Origin of the sequence: Lentzea sp. NPDC020367 (assembly GCF_044387305.1) — a bacterium.
In the GTDB taxonomy this organism is placed as follows: domain Bacteria; phylum Actinomycetota; class Actinomycetes; order Mycobacteriales; family Pseudonocardiaceae; genus Lentzea.
The window spans coordinates 387,477-403,576 of sequence record NZ_JBIRVV010000006.1 but is presented as its reverse complement, the minus strand read 5'-3'; the positions used below and the strand labels follow the sequence as shown (position 1 = coordinate 403,576).

At 66.4% G+C, this 16,100-nt stretch carries 17 protein-coding genes, 6 tRNA genes and 1 pseudogene; 10 read left to right on the top strand and 14 right to left on the bottom strand.

Annotated elements, in window-relative coordinates; all coding sequences use genetic code 11:
* Window positions 1-70: 70 nt before the first annotated feature.
* Window positions 71-247, bottom strand: coding sequence for a hypothetical protein (locus ACH413_RS27065; protein WP_360031645.1), 177 nt, complete (start codon window positions 245-247; stop codon window positions 71-73).
* A 218-nt stretch (window positions 248-465) separates the two neighbouring features.
* Between ACH413_RS27065 and ACH413_RS27060 the strand changes: the two genes are divergently transcribed.
* Complete coding sequence (locus ACH413_RS27060) at window positions 466-1,092, top strand: hypothetical protein (RefSeq protein ID WP_360031647.1); 627 nt, start codon at window positions 466-468, stop codon at window positions 1,090-1,092.
* Window positions 1,093-1,135: 43 nt separating this feature from the next.
* On the opposite strand, the gene ACH413_RS27055 is transcribed toward ACH413_RS27060, so the two are convergent.
* The 10 genes from ACH413_RS27055 to ACH413_RS27010 form a co-directional block, all read right to left on the bottom strand.
* Window positions 1,136-4,261, bottom strand: a complete 3,126-nt coding sequence (locus tag ACH413_RS27055; RefSeq protein ID WP_360031649.1) for an ATP-binding protein — start codon at window positions 4,259-4,261, stop codon at window positions 1,136-1,138.
* A complete protein-coding gene (locus tag ACH413_RS27050; protein WP_360031651.1) occupies window positions 4,258-4,857 on the bottom strand; it encodes a hypothetical protein in 600 nt (199 codons plus the stop codon). Before ACH413_RS27050 ends, ACH413_RS27055 begins: the two co-directional genes overlap by 4 nt.
* Window positions 4,858-4,870: 13 nt before the next feature.
* Complete coding sequence (locus tag ACH413_RS27045) at window positions 4,871-6,487, bottom strand: KGGVGR-motif variant AAA ATPase (protein ID WP_360031653.1); 1,617 nt, start codon at window positions 6,485-6,487, stop codon at window positions 4,871-4,873.
* Window positions 6,488-6,489: 2 nt separating this feature from the next.
* Complete coding sequence (locus ACH413_RS27040) at window positions 6,490-7,101, bottom strand: TIR domain-containing protein (RefSeq protein ID WP_360031655.1); 612 nt, start codon at window positions 7,099-7,101, stop codon at window positions 6,490-6,492.
* A gap of 136 nt (window positions 7,102-7,237) precedes the next feature.
* Window positions 7,238-7,309 (bottom strand) — tRNA-Val (locus tag ACH413_RS27035).
* A 1-nt stretch (window position 7,310) separates the two neighbouring features.
* Window positions 7,311-7,383: transfer RNA gene (locus ACH413_RS27030), tRNA-Gly, on the bottom strand.
* A 227-nt stretch (window positions 7,384-7,610) separates the two neighbouring features.
* Window positions 7,611-7,682 (bottom strand) — tRNA-Val (locus ACH413_RS27025).
* Window position 7,683: 1 nt separating this feature from the next.
* A tRNA-Cys gene (locus ACH413_RS27020) sits at window positions 7,684-7,755 on the bottom strand.
* Between the two features lie 41 nt (window positions 7,756-7,796).
* Window positions 7,797-7,869: transfer RNA gene (locus ACH413_RS27015), tRNA-Gly, on the bottom strand.
* A 107-nt stretch (window positions 7,870-7,976) separates the two neighbouring features.
* A complete protein-coding gene (locus ACH413_RS27010; RefSeq protein ID WP_030477975.1) occupies window positions 7,977-8,402 on the bottom strand; it encodes an SsgA family sporulation/cell division regulator in 426 nt (141 codons plus the stop codon).
* A gap of 256 nt (window positions 8,403-8,658) precedes the next feature.
* Between ACH413_RS27010 and ACH413_RS27005 the strand changes: the two genes are divergently transcribed.
* From ACH413_RS27005 to ACH413_RS26990, 4 genes are all read left to right on the top strand, one after another.
* Complete coding sequence (locus tag ACH413_RS27005; RefSeq protein ID WP_360031657.1) at window positions 8,659-9,279, top strand: sigma-70 family RNA polymerase sigma factor; 621 nt, start codon at window positions 8,659-8,661, stop codon at window positions 9,277-9,279.
* Complete coding sequence (locus tag ACH413_RS27000) at window positions 9,276-10,058, top strand: anti-sigma factor (RefSeq protein ID WP_360031659.1); 783 nt, start codon at window positions 9,276-9,278, stop codon at window positions 10,056-10,058. The genes ACH413_RS27005 and ACH413_RS27000 overlap by 4 nt, the downstream gene beginning before the upstream one ends.
* 22 nt (window positions 10,059-10,080) lie before the next feature.
* Window positions 10,081-10,503 carry a TIGR02611 family protein gene (locus ACH413_RS26995; RefSeq protein WP_360031661.1) on the top strand — a complete coding sequence of 141 codons (423 nt, stop codon included), beginning with the start codon at window positions 10,081-10,083 and terminating at the stop codon, window positions 10,501-10,503.
* Between the two features lie 56 nt (window positions 10,504-10,559).
* A tRNA-Val gene (locus ACH413_RS26990) sits at window positions 10,560-10,631 on the top strand.
* Between the two features lie 119 nt (window positions 10,632-10,750).
* Here the strand turns inward: ACH413_RS26990 and ACH413_RS26985 are convergent.
* Window positions 10,751-11,362: a site-specific integrase gene (locus tag ACH413_RS26985; RefSeq protein ID WP_360031663.1), complete on the bottom strand. Its 612-nt coding sequence runs from the start codon at window positions 11,360-11,362 to the stop codon at window positions 10,751-10,753.
* 134 nt (window positions 11,363-11,496) lie between these two features.
* On the opposite strand from ACH413_RS26985, the gene ACH413_RS26980 reads away from it, so the two are divergent.
* From ACH413_RS26980 to ACH413_RS26965, 4 genes and pseudogenes are all read left to right on the top strand, one after another.
* Window positions 11,497-13,404, top strand: a complete 1,908-nt coding sequence (locus ACH413_RS26980) for a prolyl oligopeptidase family serine peptidase (protein ID WP_360031664.1) — start codon at window positions 11,497-11,499, stop codon at window positions 13,402-13,404.
* A gap of 229 nt (window positions 13,405-13,633) precedes the next feature.
* Window positions 13,634-13,843 (top strand): hypothetical protein, encoded by a 210-nt coding sequence (locus tag ACH413_RS26975; protein ID WP_360031666.1) that lies wholly within the window; start codon window positions 13,634-13,636, stop codon window positions 13,841-13,843.
* 172 nt (window positions 13,844-14,015) lie between these two features.
* A pseudogene (locus ACH413_RS26970) lies at window positions 14,016-14,198 on the top strand (ATP-dependent DNA ligase); the annotation flags it as partial.
* 65 nt (window positions 14,199-14,263) lie between these two features.
* Entirely contained in the window at window positions 14,264-14,422 is a 159-nt protein-coding gene (locus tag ACH413_RS26965) for a hypothetical protein (RefSeq protein WP_360031668.1), read from the top strand.
* 304 nt (window positions 14,423-14,726) lie between these two features.
* Here ACH413_RS26965 and ACH413_RS26960 read toward each other — a convergent pair whose 3' ends face one another.
* Window positions 14,727-14,882: a hypothetical protein gene (locus ACH413_RS26960; RefSeq protein WP_360031669.1), complete on the bottom strand. Its 156-nt coding sequence runs from the start codon at window positions 14,880-14,882 to the stop codon at window positions 14,727-14,729.
* Between the two features lie 55 nt (window positions 14,883-14,937).
* Window positions 14,938-15,558: a TetR/AcrR family transcriptional regulator gene (locus ACH413_RS26955; protein ID WP_360031671.1), complete on the bottom strand. Its 621-nt coding sequence runs from the start codon at window positions 15,556-15,558 to the stop codon at window positions 14,938-14,940.
* 125 nt (window positions 15,559-15,683) lie between these two features.
* Here ACH413_RS26955 and ACH413_RS26950 point away from each other — a divergent pair, with 125 nt between their 5' ends.
* Window positions 15,684-16,088 (top strand): Dabb family protein, encoded by a 405-nt coding sequence (locus tag ACH413_RS26950; protein ID WP_360031673.1) that lies wholly within the window; start codon window positions 15,684-15,686, stop codon window positions 16,086-16,088.
* Window positions 16,089-16,100 lie beyond the last annotated feature (12 nt).

Below are 16,100 nucleotides of genomic sequence, written 5' to 3'. Positions count from 1 at the left end.
ATCATCCCGACCGTTCCTCCGCAATCGCCCCGGCCGTTTCGAGAAATGGCCGGGGCGCATTTGCGTCAGGTCATCCGTGCCACGGGTTGCCGTGGCCGTCCTGGGTCTCCGTGGTGGTCGTCGTGGGAGGCGGCGGCGGGTTGCCGTCCGCGTTGGCCGCGACGCCACCGGAAAGGGAGGCGGCGACGGCGAGTGCGGTCAGCAGGGTGGCGCCACCCGCGACGAAAGTGGACACGATTTTGGACATGGCGAATCCTCCGAAGGGAGTCGGAATTGATTTCCGGATTTCGCCCGCTCTCTGCGGGCTCCCTTCGAGCATTCGTCCTGGAAAAGCCTGAAAACAGGTGTTTCCCGTTGCCCACCGAGGTGGTCAACACGTCCACTCCTCATCCACTTCTGGTCAACACCGGCTGTGGATGCTGCACGCGCCCGGCCGCCGGCCGGTCGTCATCAGGGAGGTTTGGAGTGACCGAATCCGCGACCTGCGACATCGCCGTGTCGTTCGCAGAGGAACAGCGCGCCGTGGTCGACGAAGTGGTCGAGGCGTGCCGTCAGCGCGGCCTGACCGTGCTGGAGAGCAACGACCTGCCGCAGGCAGAGGTGCGCTTCCTCGTGCCGTTCGTGTCCACCGTGGACGAGATCGTGAACGACCGCGAACACGTGCTGCCGGTGCTGACCGGCGAGCCGCCCACGTCGTCGAACGTGACGTACCTGCGGGCGGACGAACATCTCGTCAACACCCTCGTCGCCCGCATCGAGGCCGCCGAGACCGCGGGCCACGACCGCGTCCCCGTCGCCGACCTGGTGGCGGCGCTCAAGCAGCCGGAGCCTCCCGCGCCCAGCAGCGCCCTGCGCACCCTCGCCGAACAGTTCGCCGCCGCGTCCCCCGCACTCACCAGGCGCGGTCTCGCCGGCACCCTGCACCTGGGCGGCACGACAGTCGCGGTGCGCGTCGAACGGGCGAACGACGCCGTGTACGCACTCGAAGTGCGCGACGACGACATCGTGAACTTCGTCGTCCTGGGCGAGTCCCCGGAGCTGTTCTCCACGCTGTGGCAACGAATCGAGGACATGCTGACCGCGACCGCGTGACGCGAAAAGGGCGGTGCCCCCGTTGTGGGGACACCGCCCTTTCTCACTGCCTGGCTCGTTCGATCACTTCCTCCAGTCGCAACGGACTGGGCGGGTGATGACTCAGGCACAGCGGAGCGAGCATTCGCCGGAACCCGAACGTGTCCCCGGTGACGTAGAACTGCCCGCGTTCGAGCCGCGAGATGTCCGTGATCGAACTTCCCTTCGCCCGCGCCATCTCCGTGGCCGCGGCAATCTGCGCGGGACTGTTCAACCGCCCGAAGAACTGCGTGGTCGCATTGCCGGTGACCTGGTTGTGCACGCCTTTGGGCGCCTGCGTCGCCAGCAACAACCCGAGCCCGTACTTACGAGCCTGTGACGCCAGCAGAATCGTCGTCTGCGTGCTGGCCGTCGCCTGCCCGGAAGGCGCGATCGTCTGCGCCTCGTCCATCACCATCAGCCCGCCGAGCGGCCGATCCACAGCGGGATTCCGCTTGATCCAGGCGAACACCTCCAGTTGCAACTGGCTGATGAACCCCTGCCGCTGCTCGTCGGACGCGAGCCCGACGAAGCTGATCACCGAGATCCGCGCCTTCTTCCCCTGCGAGGGCTCGAACAACACCCCGGGATCCGTCGCCTCTCCAGTGCCCGCGAGCAGCGGATCGTTGACCATCGCGGCCCTGAGCGTCTCCGCCAGATCAGCCGCCGTGGTCGTCGCCGAGGACAACTTGCTGACCCCGTCCGGCAACTCGGCCAACAGATCCACGAGCCCGTTCAGATCCCGCCTGTCGTTGCGCGCGTAGTACTTCAACGCCTCCTTGAGCACAGCCCGCCCACGAACGGCGAACTTCGTCTCGTTGGCAATCCGCGCATGAGGCACCAACCGAGCCACAGCGGCCTCAACAGCCGCTCCAAACTCATCCTCATCCCCTCGTACCAAGGCAAAATCGGGCAAGGGATGAAAACTCAACGGCCGCCCGGCAGCCCGTCCAGGCGTCCACACCACGACCTCAGTCCCGGCAAGGTACTCGGCGGCCAGAGCGTCATCGCCCGCCCGCCACTCCCCCGGAGCCTCAGGCCAGGCGTCCCCGAGCCGGGCCAGGTCGTTGTTGGGATCCAGCACGATCGCCGAAACCCCTTGCAGCGCACACTCTTCGACGATCCGGCGCAACAGCACGGTCTTCCCGCTGCCGGACCCGGCGAACACGATGGCGTGCTTGCGCAACGACTCCAGCTCGATCCGGATCTCGCCGTCCATCCCGAGCACGATCGCTCCGTCGGCCCGCGGCTCAGACCGCGGCTGGAGCGTCTGCTGGGGCGTCGCCTGCTCTGGCCGCGGCGGAGGGCGTGTCTCCTGGTGCCCACTCCTGGTCCCGCTCCTCGCCGGATCCGGCAGGATCTTCCGCAGGAACGTGTTGCTGCTGGCCGGTTTCCGCGCCACCAGCCATGCGAGCAGCTGGTGCGACTGCGACAACCACATCTCCTTGAGCGCGATGAACGTGCGCAGGTCGTCGTCGGACACGTCGACGCTCTTGCCGCCGCGCTGCACGAACTCCGCGACCTCGCCCTTCGTCTTCGCCCCGGTCCAGCCGGTGGAGCCCTTGCGGATCAGGACGAGGTGCCTGCCGCGTCCGTCCTCGGCCGCCGCACGCGCGTTGCGGAACTTGCGCAGCACCTTGTTGCCGTGACTGCTGGCGATCAGCCGGAAGACCCAGCGCTCCTCGACGTCCCGTTCCTCGTCCACGGTGTGCCGCAGGCTCGCGTGGAGACTCTTGTCCTGGGCCTGGGGCTCGGGATGCCACGCCAGATCGTCGTTGCCGATCTCGGTGACCCACGACCTCAGCCCTGCCAGCAGCAGCGCCGGCATCACGTCGTCCTCGTTCTGCGACCTGACTTCGGCGGCGGCGGGCGCGGCCTTCTCCCGCAGCCGCGCGAACTTGGCGTCGAGTTCGGCGAGGTAGTCCGGTACGGGACCTGACTTGGGCGCGGACGGGACCGCCGGCGCGGGCGTCTCCTGCTGTTCCGGCTCCTGGAACGAGCGGAGCTCCCGGACCTCGCCGTGCAGGCACGCCTCCGCGTGGGAGTGAAGGCGCTTGAGCAACGTGCGCGGGGTCTCTTCCCTCCAGTCTTCGCCGAACGCCTCCGCCGCCACCGGCCAGGTCGGGTGAGGCGGCGTGATCCCCTTGCTCTGGTAGATCACGGCGAGCCACTTCGCCACGAGTGTCCTGGCGATCGAGGGATCGGTGACGGAGCCCAGGATCGGTGTCAGCGTGAACCGGTCGCCGACGGTGTCGCTGGCGGCCTGGCGCAGCTTGATCCACGTGGTGGGCAGGCAAGCGACGATCGTCAGCGTTCGCCGGGTGATCTCGCGCAGCTGCATCAACCCGTCCGAGATGAGCGCGAGCTCCCGCGCCTCCTCCGGGCTGAGGTCGTCCTCGATGAGGTCGAGGGTCTTGTTGACGACGGTGTCCAACTGGTCGATCGCGACCACGCAGGGACCGGTCATCGCGAGGACGCGCGAGATGTCCCGCACCACCTGCTGCGAGGACTTCGTCCTGGCGGACAGGCCCCACCCGCGGCGCTCCCCGTCCGCGTCGTCCAGCCCCTCGAGGTAGTTCCTGCCGATCGACGAGTGCCTGGACGCGTACAGCACCAGCGCGCGGATCACCTCGTCGCACTCGCTGGCGATCCGGGCGTCGACCTTGCGCAGCCCGTCGATGAGAGCGGTCAGGTGATCGGGCTTCAGCGGCGCCTCGTTCACGATCGCCTTGGTGACCTGCTCGGACATGTCGGCGCCCCGGCACAACTGCCGCAGCAGGAGGATGAGCTGGAGCTGGCCGCTGTCGTCGGTCCGGAGCAGCTCGCTGCGCATGGAGTCGGCCACGTCGTCCCAGAACATCGCCGCGGAGGTGACCTCGATCAGGAAGAAGTAGCCACCGGTTTCCTGCACCATGCTGCGCACGGTGCCCAGCAGGTGGGTCTTGCCGACCCCCTTCCGCCCCTGCAAGACGAGCCCGATGGGGTTGGAACCGGTGCTGTCCCTGGCATCCGCGATCGCTGTCCGGATGCGGTGCTCCGCTCGCGTGTGCAGACCGTCGACGTGGGACGGCGAGGTGCGCCAGACGTCGTCCGGGGTCTCGGCGGAGTTGAACCGCAACGCGGCCAACGCTTCCCGCAACTGTGCGGTCACGACTCCTCCATCGCCACGAGGTGCAGATCCTCGCTGCCGACCCGCAGTGCGGCGGCGTGGTCTTCGGCGGTGAGCACCTTGGTGTTGGACTCGGGCGCCAGGTGGACGGTGCCGGTCTTCATCATCTTCACCAGCGTCTCGTCGACCTCGCCCTTGTCCGCGCCGTTGAGCCGGGGCCGGATGCGGGCGAGCCGGATCCAGTCCTGCGGTTCGACGGCCAGTTCCTCGTAGACGGACCGGATCAACGACTCCAGGTCCCGGGACCGGATCACCTCGATGAGCGTCCCGCGGGAATCGTGGTGCAGGACGAGCTTCCGCAGCAGGCCGAAGCCGGCGCGTGCGTACGACGGCGTCCTCGGCGGCAGCTCACCATCGACAAGATCCTTCAGACACCAGGTGATTCCTTCGTCGGTGATCTCGTGGACCATCGGCGTGACGGTGTCGTCCGTCCGGATCAAGCCGGCCTTGTTCAACTTCTCACGACCGGGCTTGGTGAGCCTGACCTGGCCGCCCAGCTCCGTGTTGGGCATCGCCCGATTCGCCAGGACCAGCACAATCAGCACCGCACGTTCCGGGGCGCCAAACTTCTCCGGCATCACGCCGCCTCTCTCAGTCGGTGAACGCGTCGAGTCGTCGATCGATCCGGGCGAGCAGCTCTCCCACGGCGGCTCGCAGCTCCGGTGGCATCGGGGTCCTGGCGCCGTTGCCGTGCGCCTTGCTGATCAGCGCGAGATCAGCCGAGTGGTCGATCAGCAGTTCCACGGCGCCGCTGTCGAGCGCCGCCGTCATGCCGTGGACGGCTTCCTGGACGAGCACGAACCGGCCGGCGTAGGGCATCTCGACCGGAAGGCCTCGCAACGCGGTCGCGGCCGTCAGCAACGCCTCGTGGTTCGGTTCGTGCTCGGGGGTCCCCTGGATGAGGGTGTGCAGCTGCCGCGCGACCAGCTCCGGACGCGGGCCGAGCTCCAGGTGCCGCAGATTGCGCAGGAAGCCTGGTAGCTCGTCTCGATCCGTGTTCTTCGTCAGCACGCAGAACAACTGCCGCTGATCGCCTTCGGGCCCGATGGTGTGCCGCAGGAAGCGCTCGGCCTCGGTGATCTGCCACCGGCTCGCCAGTCCGTCGACCAGGAGGCACAGGTGCTCCGCCGGATCACCGGTCTTCTCGAGGATCTCCGGGTCGCCGGACACCGAGCGATCTGCCCGCAGCCCGAGCGCGGTCAGTTCGGTGATGAGTTCCTCGGTGGCCTTCAACAGCGTCCGGGGACTGGACACCAGCAGGTCGAGGTCGAAGTCGCGGTGGTGGTTGCGCGCGGCCGCGACGTAGGCGTCGCGGTTGTCCTCCAGCACGTCGGTCCGGTCGAACCCCTGCGCGATCACCGCGGCGATGGTCTCCAGCGCGTACGAGATCTGGTCGGGGGACGGGACGAGCTCCTCCAGCACCGGCAACTGCTCGCCGAAACTCCAGTAGGAGACGTACGGGACCGTGAGATGCCGCAGCATCAGATCTTCCGGAACGCTCTTGACGAGCCAGTTCTCGAACAGCGGGGCGACCACCGCGGCGCATTTGCGCTGCCACTTGTCCGCACGTTCGTACTCGACCCGGTTGTCCAGCCGGGACAGCACGGGGAGCACGGTGTGCCGGGGCCGGTCGTAGGGCATCCGATCTCGCGCGTCGTCGGCGCGGCGGGTGATGTCCACGACCTCGTCGAGGTTCTGGTCGTTGGCGGTGAAGACGACGACCAGGCGGTCCGGCAGGTGAGCCGTGCAGATGCCGGCTATGTCGGAGATGCCGGTCCTGCTGTCGATCAGCACGAAGTCGTGGTCGGTGGTCCAGCGGTCGCGGCACACCTCGAGGAAGGTCGCGAACCCCTTCTCGTAGAGCTTCTCCCAGTCGATCGTCTGCATCCGCTGCATGTAGGAGCGGTCCATCTTCCCCGCGGCCAGCAACTCGAGCGTGCCGTTGCCCCCTACCGCGGCCTTCACGACGTGGGTGGTGGGTTCTTTCGCGCCGGCGAGGAAATCGTGCGCGAGATCGATCACGCCCCCATTCGGTGCCGCCTGGAGCACCGGTGCGAAGTAGTGGTGCAGCCCGGGAGCTTCGAGGTCCCAGTCGATCGTGAGAACCCGATAACCCCAGCGAGCGAGCAGCACCGCGATGTTGGCCATGGTGAAACTGCGACCGACGCCGCCCTTGTACGAGTAGAAGGTGATGACGGTCCCGGCCATGGTCAGAACCTCGGTATCTGGGGTGGTGGCAGAAGAGGGGGTTCCGGTGGATCGACGTCCGGCCAGTCCGGCTGCCACGGGGGCGCCTGCTTGGCGAGCCGGACGAGATCAGCCGCGAGATCGTTCACCCGCGTGTGGAATCGAAGGTATTTCCGGCTCTGCTGATACACCGGGTCCGGGTGCGCCACGTCTTTGAAATCCACCCACGACCTTTCCTTCTCCTTGGGCGGAAAGTTCTCGGAGTCGGAGTAGAGGATCGGGTAGATCAGCCCCTGGGAGACGTCGATGCTCGCGACACCGAGCATCTCCTCTCTGGCCCGCATGCTCTTCTGCTCAGCCATGCACCAGCGCGACTCGTAGTACTGCGGCGTCAGGAGCTGGATCATGATCTTGCTGTGGCGCAGGGCGTCCTGCAGGTTCGACGGCCAGTGCACGGCGCGCTCCATCGTGCGGTCGACGTACACCGTCGGAGTTGGCGCGTACTGATCTGCCAGACATTCCTTGAACTTGTTCAGGAAGTGGTTGATCAACCATCTCTGCACACTGCCGTATCGGCAGTAACTGATGAAGAAATCGTACTTGTAGGACACAGCGCACAACGGTAGGTGCGCCACCCCGGTCGATAAAAGACAAAAAAGTGGGCATTTTCAGCTGCGCCGACCGGAATTGGACAAAAACTGGATGCCTTGCGCGCTCCACCCCGGAACAGCAAGAAGCCCTCGATCATGGTGATCGAGGGCTTCTTGGGAGTGGACGATACAGGGATTGAACCTGTGACCCCTACCGTGTCAAGGTAGTGCTCTCCCGCTGAGCTAATCGTCCGAGCGGATGACGAGACTCGAACTCGCGACCCTCACCTTGGCAAGGTGATGCGCTACCAACTGCGCTACATCCGCGTGCCCCGCCGGTTTCCCGTGGCGCGAGAGGAACTTTATCCGACGGTCCCCCGAAGTTCCAAATCGGCTGATCTTGAGCCTGCCGGCCAGGCCGGAGACAACAGCGACCACCGATAGGGGTCCGGGGGCGAAGCCCGCCGGGCGGGGTCTGGGGGTTGCACCCCCAGAAAACACTACGGGACGAGCTGGTTCGCGCTATCCGCGAACACAACTCGCCCCGAGTACCGTGGACGATACAGGGATTGAACCTGTGACCCCTACCGTGTCAAGGTAGTGCTCTCCCGCTGAGCTAATCGTCCGAGGCGGAGACGGGAATCGAACCCGTGTACAGGGCTTTGCAGGCCCTTGCCTAAGCCACTCGGCCACTCCGCCAGGAGCATGACTCCACGACGGCTGGCGCCGGGGAACCACAGAGCGGATGACGAGACTCGAACTCGCGACCCTCACCTTGGCAAGGTGATGCGCTACCAACTGCGCTACATCCGCGTTCATCACTGACTTCATGATGTTGAAACAAAGCTTATACGAGCGGTTCAAGCGGGTTTCACCGGGGGGTCCCGCATCGCCATCGCGGGCCCCCTACCTCGGGTTATTCAGCTGAGGTCGTTCGAGATGAGGTGCGTGAGCGCCTCGTCGACGTTGACCCAGAGGTGCTCGTTGCCCGGCACGACGACGTCGTAGGTCCGGTCGAGGAAGTCGGCGAGTTCCTGGGCGGACGCCTCGAACATGGCGTGCCCGGAAGGCGAGCTCAGCTCGATCACGACGACCTCGGGGTCGTCGGCGGCGGGGCGGATCCGGACGTCACCGTCACCGGCGTCGGCGATGAGACCGTCGGCGAGCAAGTCGCGGGCGTAAACCCACTCGACCCAACCGGCGCGGCCGGTGCGGAACGCGGCGACGACCGCGTACGGGTCCTTTGTGTCGTATCGCAGCTCCACTTGAACCGGGACCGCAGGGGTCCTCGGTGCCAGCAGGTCGAAGACCGCTGTCGAGCGGAGCGTCACGTGATCGTTGCGCATCGTCGTTACCCTCTTCTCCCTTCCCGGTCAATGAAACGACCGAGCACCTTAGTTGTGACGTGCATGTGGCGAGGAACGCTCGCGAATCGGGCCCAGATCACCCCATCGGGTCAGCTTGACTCCGCAACGCGACCGTATGCACGCGCTCCGTGTCCTCCTCGCTCGTTAGCCGACGTTCAGCGACTCCCATCTTGCTGGGTCTAACCTGAACCCGGTACCGGCTGTTGCGCGAATGTTGGACGTGAGGACATCTCTGGTGGCTGACTCGCCCGGCCCAACCGTCGCGTCGAGCGACGGCCGGCCGACCGATTTCGAGCTCGTGCAAAGACTCGCACAGGGCGATCGGCCGGCGTTCGGTGAGCTGTACGACCGTTACAGCACACCAGCGTATTCGCTGGCCAGGCGCATCTGCGTCGACCCGGACCTGGCCGAGGACGTCGTCCAGGAAGCCTTCCTCGCGCTCTGGCGGAACCCCGCCAGGTTCGACCCCGCCCGCGGAAGTTTCGGCACCTGGTTGATGACTCTGGTGCACCACCGCGCGGTGGACGCCGTACGTAAGGAGAACACTCAGCGTCGTCGGACTGTTCCCCTAACCGACGATGTCTCCCCTCCTGCCGAAGGCTCCGACCACGCAGCGTTGGTCAGCGTGGTGAGCGCCGAGGTCAGGGCGGCCCTGCACACGCTGCCCGAAGAACAGCGCCAGGTAATAGCGCTCGCCTATCTGGGTGGCTACACGCAGTGCGAAGTGGCAAAGCTGACAGGCGTACCCCTGGGCACTGTGAAATCGCGCACGTTCGCGGCGATCAGACGCCTGAGAGGCACGTTGGGGAACTTGTGGGCCGGAGAGACCGGCGAGACGACGGGAGTTCACCGGTGAACGGCGACCTGTGCGCTCAGGAGGAGCTCGCCGTCGGCTGGGCGATGCACTCCTTGGAGCCCGACGAGGAAGCACTGGTCCGCGACCACCTGCCGACCTGCACCACGTGCCAGCGCACCGTGCAGGCGACGCAGGAGGTGCTGGCGGGCATCGGCGGCGCGGTCCGCCAAGAACAACCACCACCCCGCCTGCGCGCGAGGCTGATGGAACAGATCGAGCACATCCCCCAGGACGTGCCTGAGCAACACACCCCGCGCCACGCGGCCCCGATTCCGCTGCGCCCGCAACACCGCCGCCGCACCGGCCGCGTGCTGCTGGCCGCCGCGGCAGCGTTGGCCGTACTGGCAGGCGCCGGCTACCTGGGCGTGCGCGTGAACCAACTCTCGAGCGAGGTCACGGCCGCACAGGCACGCACCGACGACCTGAACAAGGCCCTCTCCCTGGCCGCGGACCCGGCCACGAACAGGGCGGTCCTGCGCACGACCTCAGGCGACGAGGTGGCCGTGGTCCTCTCGAACCCGACCTCGGGCGCCGTGATGCCGATGAACCTCAAACCGAACGACACGGGCCACGTTTACGTAGTTTGGGGTGCAAGTACCAAAGCGCCGGTACCGTTGGCGGTGTTCGACGTGCGCGCAGGCACCACAGACCCGCAACTGCTGTCTTGGTCCGCCGACGCGCACAAGCACACGACCTTCGCGGTGTCGCTCGAACCAGGCCGCCAAGCCCCGCCGAAACCCTCGGAGGTGCTGGCAGGCGGTCAGGTTGCACCCGCCTGAATCCCAACAGGATGATCGACACATGACGAAGCCCGAAGTGAAGCCCGACGAGCACAAGGGCTGGCGCCACTGGTTCCACCGAAACCCGGCGCTCAACCTGGCCTACCGAATCGGCGTGGGCGTGATCGGCGGCCTGGTGCTGATCGCGGGCATCGTCATGATCCCGTACCCGGGCCCAGGCTGGCTCGTGGTCTTCGCGGGCCTGGCCATCCTCGCCACGGAGTTCGAGTGGGCAGGCCGAGTCCTGAAGTTCGCGAAGCGCTACTACGACCGCTGGGTGGCGTGGCTCAAGCGCCAGCCGGCCTGGGTCCGCGGCCTGGTGATGGCGGGAGTCTGCGCCATCGTCCTCGTCACCTGCTACTTCCTCAACGTGTTCGCACTGGTGGGAGGCTGGTTCGGCGTGGAGTGGACCTGGTTGCAGAGCCCGATTTTTGGTTCTCGTTGATGATGTTGTAGGCTATGGCCACACCGCGAGAGCGGGACAGCACCACAACAGAACACGGGCGTTTAGCTCAGCGGGAGAGCGCTTCGTTCACACCGAAGAGGTCACTGGTTCGATCCCAGTATCGCCCACACAACCGGAAAGCCTCTGACCTTCACAGGTCGGGGGCTTTCGGGTTTGTCGGGCACTCGCAGACCGCTCGTTCCGGGACCTCGGTGCAAAAAGTGGTGCTAAACCGGGTCGTTCCACGTCAGACCAGCCCTCTCTGCGAGGGCGGCAGGAACAGACCAATCACTGCCTCTGTGGCGTCACGATCAAGGTCCTCGATGTCCGCCGAGCAGATGTCGAGCGTGAACGCCACCGTCGCGTGTCCCAGGCGAGAGCTGACGATCTTCGGGTGCACACCGGCCCGCAGCGACATGGTCGCGTAGGTGTGACGCACGTCGTGGAATCGAATCTTCGGCAGCCCCAGGAAATTGACGATCTTGTTGAACTCCTCCGTGATGGTGTCTGGGTAGATCGGCCTACAGTCTTCCCAGCAGAACGCCAGCCCGTGGTCCTGATAGGCGTCTCCCCAATCCCGCTTCTCCTTCTCCAATTGCTGGAAGTGGACGGTCAGCACTCCGGTGGTGAAGCTGTCCAGGGCAAGCAGCCGACGGCTCTTCTGGCTCTTGCCCGCATCCTTCACCGCCTTTTCACCTGCGATGACTCGTGTGGTGGCGGCCATGCGAACGACCTTTTTCGTGAGGTCGAAGGCCGTGATCTCCGCACCGCAGAGCTCTGAGCGGCGGACTCCGGTCGAGGCCTCGAGAACCCACAACGCATGCCAGCGGTGGTATTGCACGTGCTCGAGGAACCTCATCATCTGCTCCGGAGTCCAGGTGCTGTGGTTTCGCCTCGGAACTGACGGAGCCTTCAACTGCACGCTTCGGCCGAGCGTGCCGAGCGCAGTGACTCGTCCACATGGTGCGCTGTTAACGTTGACACACTGATCACATGACAGGTTTGACCGCTGAACTCGTGGTCGAGGGTCGCGTCCCGCAGACACCGGCTCTCGCTCCGAACGGGCATCTGCTCTGCTACGTCCTCGCCCCCATCAGCCGAATCGGTGACCACCTCGACACCGCACTCTGGCTGGCCGATATCAACGACGACGGTGTGTGGAGTCGGGTGACCGCCGACACCGCGACGGAGTCCCGGCCCCGCTGGTCCGCGGACTCGGGCACGTTGTACTTCCTGTCCGACCGCGCCGAGCGTGGCACTCCGCAGTTGCATCGGCTCAGCCCCGCCGACGACGTGGTGATCGCGGTGACCCGCTGGCGTGCCGGCATCATCGACCACCGGCCGCTCGCCGATCCCAACCTGATCGCGCTGCTCGCCGAGGACGAGCCCACCGAGCAGGACGTGCGCCGCGCCCGGGACCGTGACGACGCCATTGTCTTCGGCGAACGCGAACCGCGTGCTCGGCTGCGCCTGCTTGACCTGCGCACCGGCCAGGTCACCACCCCGGATGTGTTCGGCGACCGGCACGTCGTGGAACTGCGGCAACGACCCGACGGTGGCCCGCTCGCCGTCCTCACCCAGGCCAGCGCCGACAAGGACTACGGCCCCCGCACCGGCCAGCTGCACCTGTTCGACCCCGCCACGGGGACCGCGAAAGACCTCGGACCGGTCGAGGTCGACGCACAATCCCTGGCCTGGTGGTCGGCTGAAGACGGTTGGCACCTCGGTTACATCGCCCTCACCCCACCGGTCCTCCACGCCGGCACCGCCGTGTTTGACCTGGCTATGAGCAGTCTCGTCCGCCGCAACCGCACCGCCGACCTGCCGATGTGCCCCACCGAACTGTGCCAGACCGACGCCGCCCCGCTGGTGGTCTTCGCCAACGGCCTGAACACGACCCTGGCCCGGCTCGACCCCGACGGTCCCACGCCACTGTCGCAGCACCCCGGCCACCTCGACGCCCTCACCACCACCCCAGCAGGCAAGACGATCGCGGCACTGACCGGCACCCGTTACCAACCCACGAACGTTCATGTCGGGCCACCGACCGGGCCGCTGTGGAAGATCACGGACACCCGCCCCGAACTGAACGGCATCGCATTCGGTACCCAGCGACCGCTGGCCTATCGAGCCGCCGACGGCCTCGATCTGGACGGTCTGCTCGTGCTGCCGGCCGGGAAATCCGCCTCGGACGGCCCGTTCCCACTCGTCACGATCGTGCACGGAGGCCCCGACGACCGGTACGCCGATCGCCTCCAGTTGTTCTCGTTCCACAGCGCACAGGCACAGTGGCTGGCCGCCGCCGGATACGCGGTGTTCCTGCCCAACCCGCGCGGCGGCCAGGGCCACGGCCACGAGTTCGCGGCCAGCGTCGCGGGCAGGGTCGGCCGGGAGGAGTGGTCCGACATCCTGACCGGCATCGACCTGCTCATCGCCGAGGACATCGCCGACCCCGGCCGACTGGGCATCGCCGGCGGCAGCCACGGCGGCTTCATGGCCGCCTGGGCGATCGGGCAGACGAACCGGTTTCGCGCCGCGCTGGTCAACGCGGGTATCACCGACTGGGGGATGCTCGCCGCGACCGGGGAGCACGGCCAGCTCGACGGCGCGCTCAGCGGCAGCATCGGGTGGGATGGGATCGGCCCACACCCACACGACGCGGTCAGCCCGGTCTCCTTTGCCAGCCGCGTCCGCACCCCGGTGCTCATCCTGCACGGCGCCGAGGACACCAACGTCCCCCTCGGCCAAGCCGTGTACTTCCACCGGGCCCTGCGCCATTTCGGTGCCGTGCACGAGTTCGTGATCTATCCCAGGGAGGGCCACTCGATCCGGGAACGCAACCACCAACTCGACGTCCTGCGTCGCACCCGTGCCTGGTTCGACCGCTGGCTCCAGCCCTGACCGGAGATGCCTGGTCCTGGCATCGTTGTTCCCACACTGACGACTGCAAGAAGCAAAGGCGGTCTCGGCCAGACCGTGCCCAGTTCTCTGCTTCGGCGCGGGTCCGGCGGTCGAGCAGATCGGCTTCGAGTTCGTCGAGGCGGGCGAGCATTCGTCCGCGGCCGAGAGCCGCGAGCAAACCGAGGTCAAGACCCCGTAGCCCGTGCACAGCGAGCCGACGGTCACGTCGGTGCCGCCACGGACGATCTCACGCAGCGAGGCCACAACGACCTCCCACCGTCTCGTCCAGCAGGTCAAACCCATCGGCATCGCCAACTGCCACGGCAGCAAGCTCGGCGTCGTGGGCGAGCTGGAAGACGAGCACTTCGTGGTGGGCCACGAGCGGCCGGCGAGGCGGTGGCGCGAGCTGCACGCCGCGCGGCGAGCGTGGCTCGCGTGATCAGGCGGCCATCACGCAACTCCGCGGTCAGCGCGACGCACCGGTCGACCGGAGTCAGCCCCGCCGCAGTGCCTGCCGCGATGAGCTGGGTGGTCAGGTCGGCGAGTAAACCGTCCAAGTCAGATGCCGACGAGATTGTCAGGTACCCGCTGATTCACGAGCTCGCCCGCTCGTGTGGTTAGCGAACCTCGCCGCCATCGAGCTGCACGTTCCTCAATGGACCCTCTCGGGCAACGGATCGAGGAACCCGCCGGACCGCCTCGTGTTCGACCTCGATCCCGGACCGGGCACCACCGTCGTCGACTGCTGCAGAGTGGCCGAACGGTTGCACGACGTGTTGACGGCGGACGGCCTCACCCCGGTGCCCGCAACGTCCGGTTTCAAAGGCCTCCAGATCTATGTGGCATCAAGAAGGCGAACGTGCAGGCGCCCTCCGCCTACGCGAAGACCATCGCGACGAACTTCGAACGGGAAACGCCCCAGCAGGTCACCGCCACGATGGCGAAGTCTCGACGGACGAGCAGGGTTCTCATCGACTGGAGCCAGAACAACGTCGCCAAGACGACCATCAGCCTGTAGTCGTTGCGCGGCCGCGACGAGCCCACCGTCGCCACTCCCCTCACCTGGCACGAGGTCTGACACTGCCACCAGCCTGACCAGCTGAAGTTCACCGCGGACGACGTGCTCGAACGTGTCTCGGAGCTAGGTGATCTGTTCGCGCTGATCCACGAATGTCCTGGAACACTTCCCTGTTAGGGTGCGCCGCGCTCTGCACGCCGCTCCGCTGCTCGCACCGGACTGTTCCTCGACGTCCACCGTCATCAGCATCTCGATCTGAAGTAGCAGCGAGCACCGGAGCTGCCGCGTCCGACCACGACGACCTTCACCTCGTGAACTCCAGCAGGTCGCGATAGCCAACGCTTGGCAGCCGCCAGCCGAGCGATGAGCTGTCACGCGCGATCGAGAACAGCCGCAGCGAGATCCACTCGCGCAGCCAGGGGATGGGCGTCGACGCCACGAGCCAAAGCCTGCGCGACATCACCGGCCAACTGCAGGATCGAGGAGACCGTGTGGGTTTCGACCATGGGCCAGTGTCATCCCCGCATCTCCTTTTGCTGGTTCTGGTCGTTCGCGAACACCTTGGTGCGCCAGCCGAGAAGAATCGCTTGCAGGGTGTGTTCGGCCAGGCGGCGGGCACGATCGTTGCCGAGGTGACCGAGCGAGGCGATGCCGTGCATCGTGCCCCAGAGGGCCTCGCAGGCCTCGTCGAGATCGGCCAGGACGACGTCGTGTGCGGCGGACCAGGTGGTGAGCAACTCCTTGAGGGAGTCGATGGCCGGCTCCACGACGCGCCGCCGTTCGTCCGTGTCGACCGCAGGGTCGTTCATGACCTGGTAGAGGTGCGGGTGCTCGCCGGCGAACCGCACGTACTCCGACGCGATGCGCCTCATGCGCAGGTCCACATCGGCCTCCTGGACGGCGTGGAGGACCTCGGTCAGCATCAGGCGGTGGCCGTGCGCGACCAGTTCCAGGACTAGCGCGTCCTTGTTGGCGAAGTGCTGGTAGACGACGGGTGCGGAGTACTCGACGTCGCCGGCGATGCGCCGGATCGTCAGTGCCGCAGGGCCTTCGGTCTCGAGCACGTGCAACGCCGCCTCGATGATCCGCTCGTGGGTGTTCGCCCGTTCGCGGGCCCGTCTCGTGCTGATCGACATGGTCCGTCACTTCGCCCTCGATGGTGTCCTCGAACACTAACGACCGCCCTTGACCCTGTCGGAGGAGTGCGCCATGGTTAACAACGTTAGGAAATCTAACGTCGTTAGAACACGAGAGGTTGACCATGATTCACCACATCTGCCGCGTCACGATGAAGGCCACCGCGACGCCAGAACAGGTCGAGGCCGCACTCGAGGGCTGGCGCAACCAGGGCAGGTCGAACCCCGCCATCCAGTCGTTCATCGTCGGACGTGACCTTGGTGGCGACTACACCCACAGCGCGGTGTTCGTCATGCAGGACCTCGACGGCCTCTTCGCCTACCTGACGCACCCGACCACCTACCAGACCGACCACCTGGGACTGAATCTGGTGGAGCGGATGGAGATCTTCGACATCAGCGACGACGAGGACCCGGACCTCAACGGCAAGATCCAGGAACTGCATCGGCGCCGCAACGAGCTCAACCCGCAGGTCGCCGGCATGCTCGCCGATGTGCCCAGCTACACCGGCTCCGGCGTGGATCACTGACCGAGACTCTGG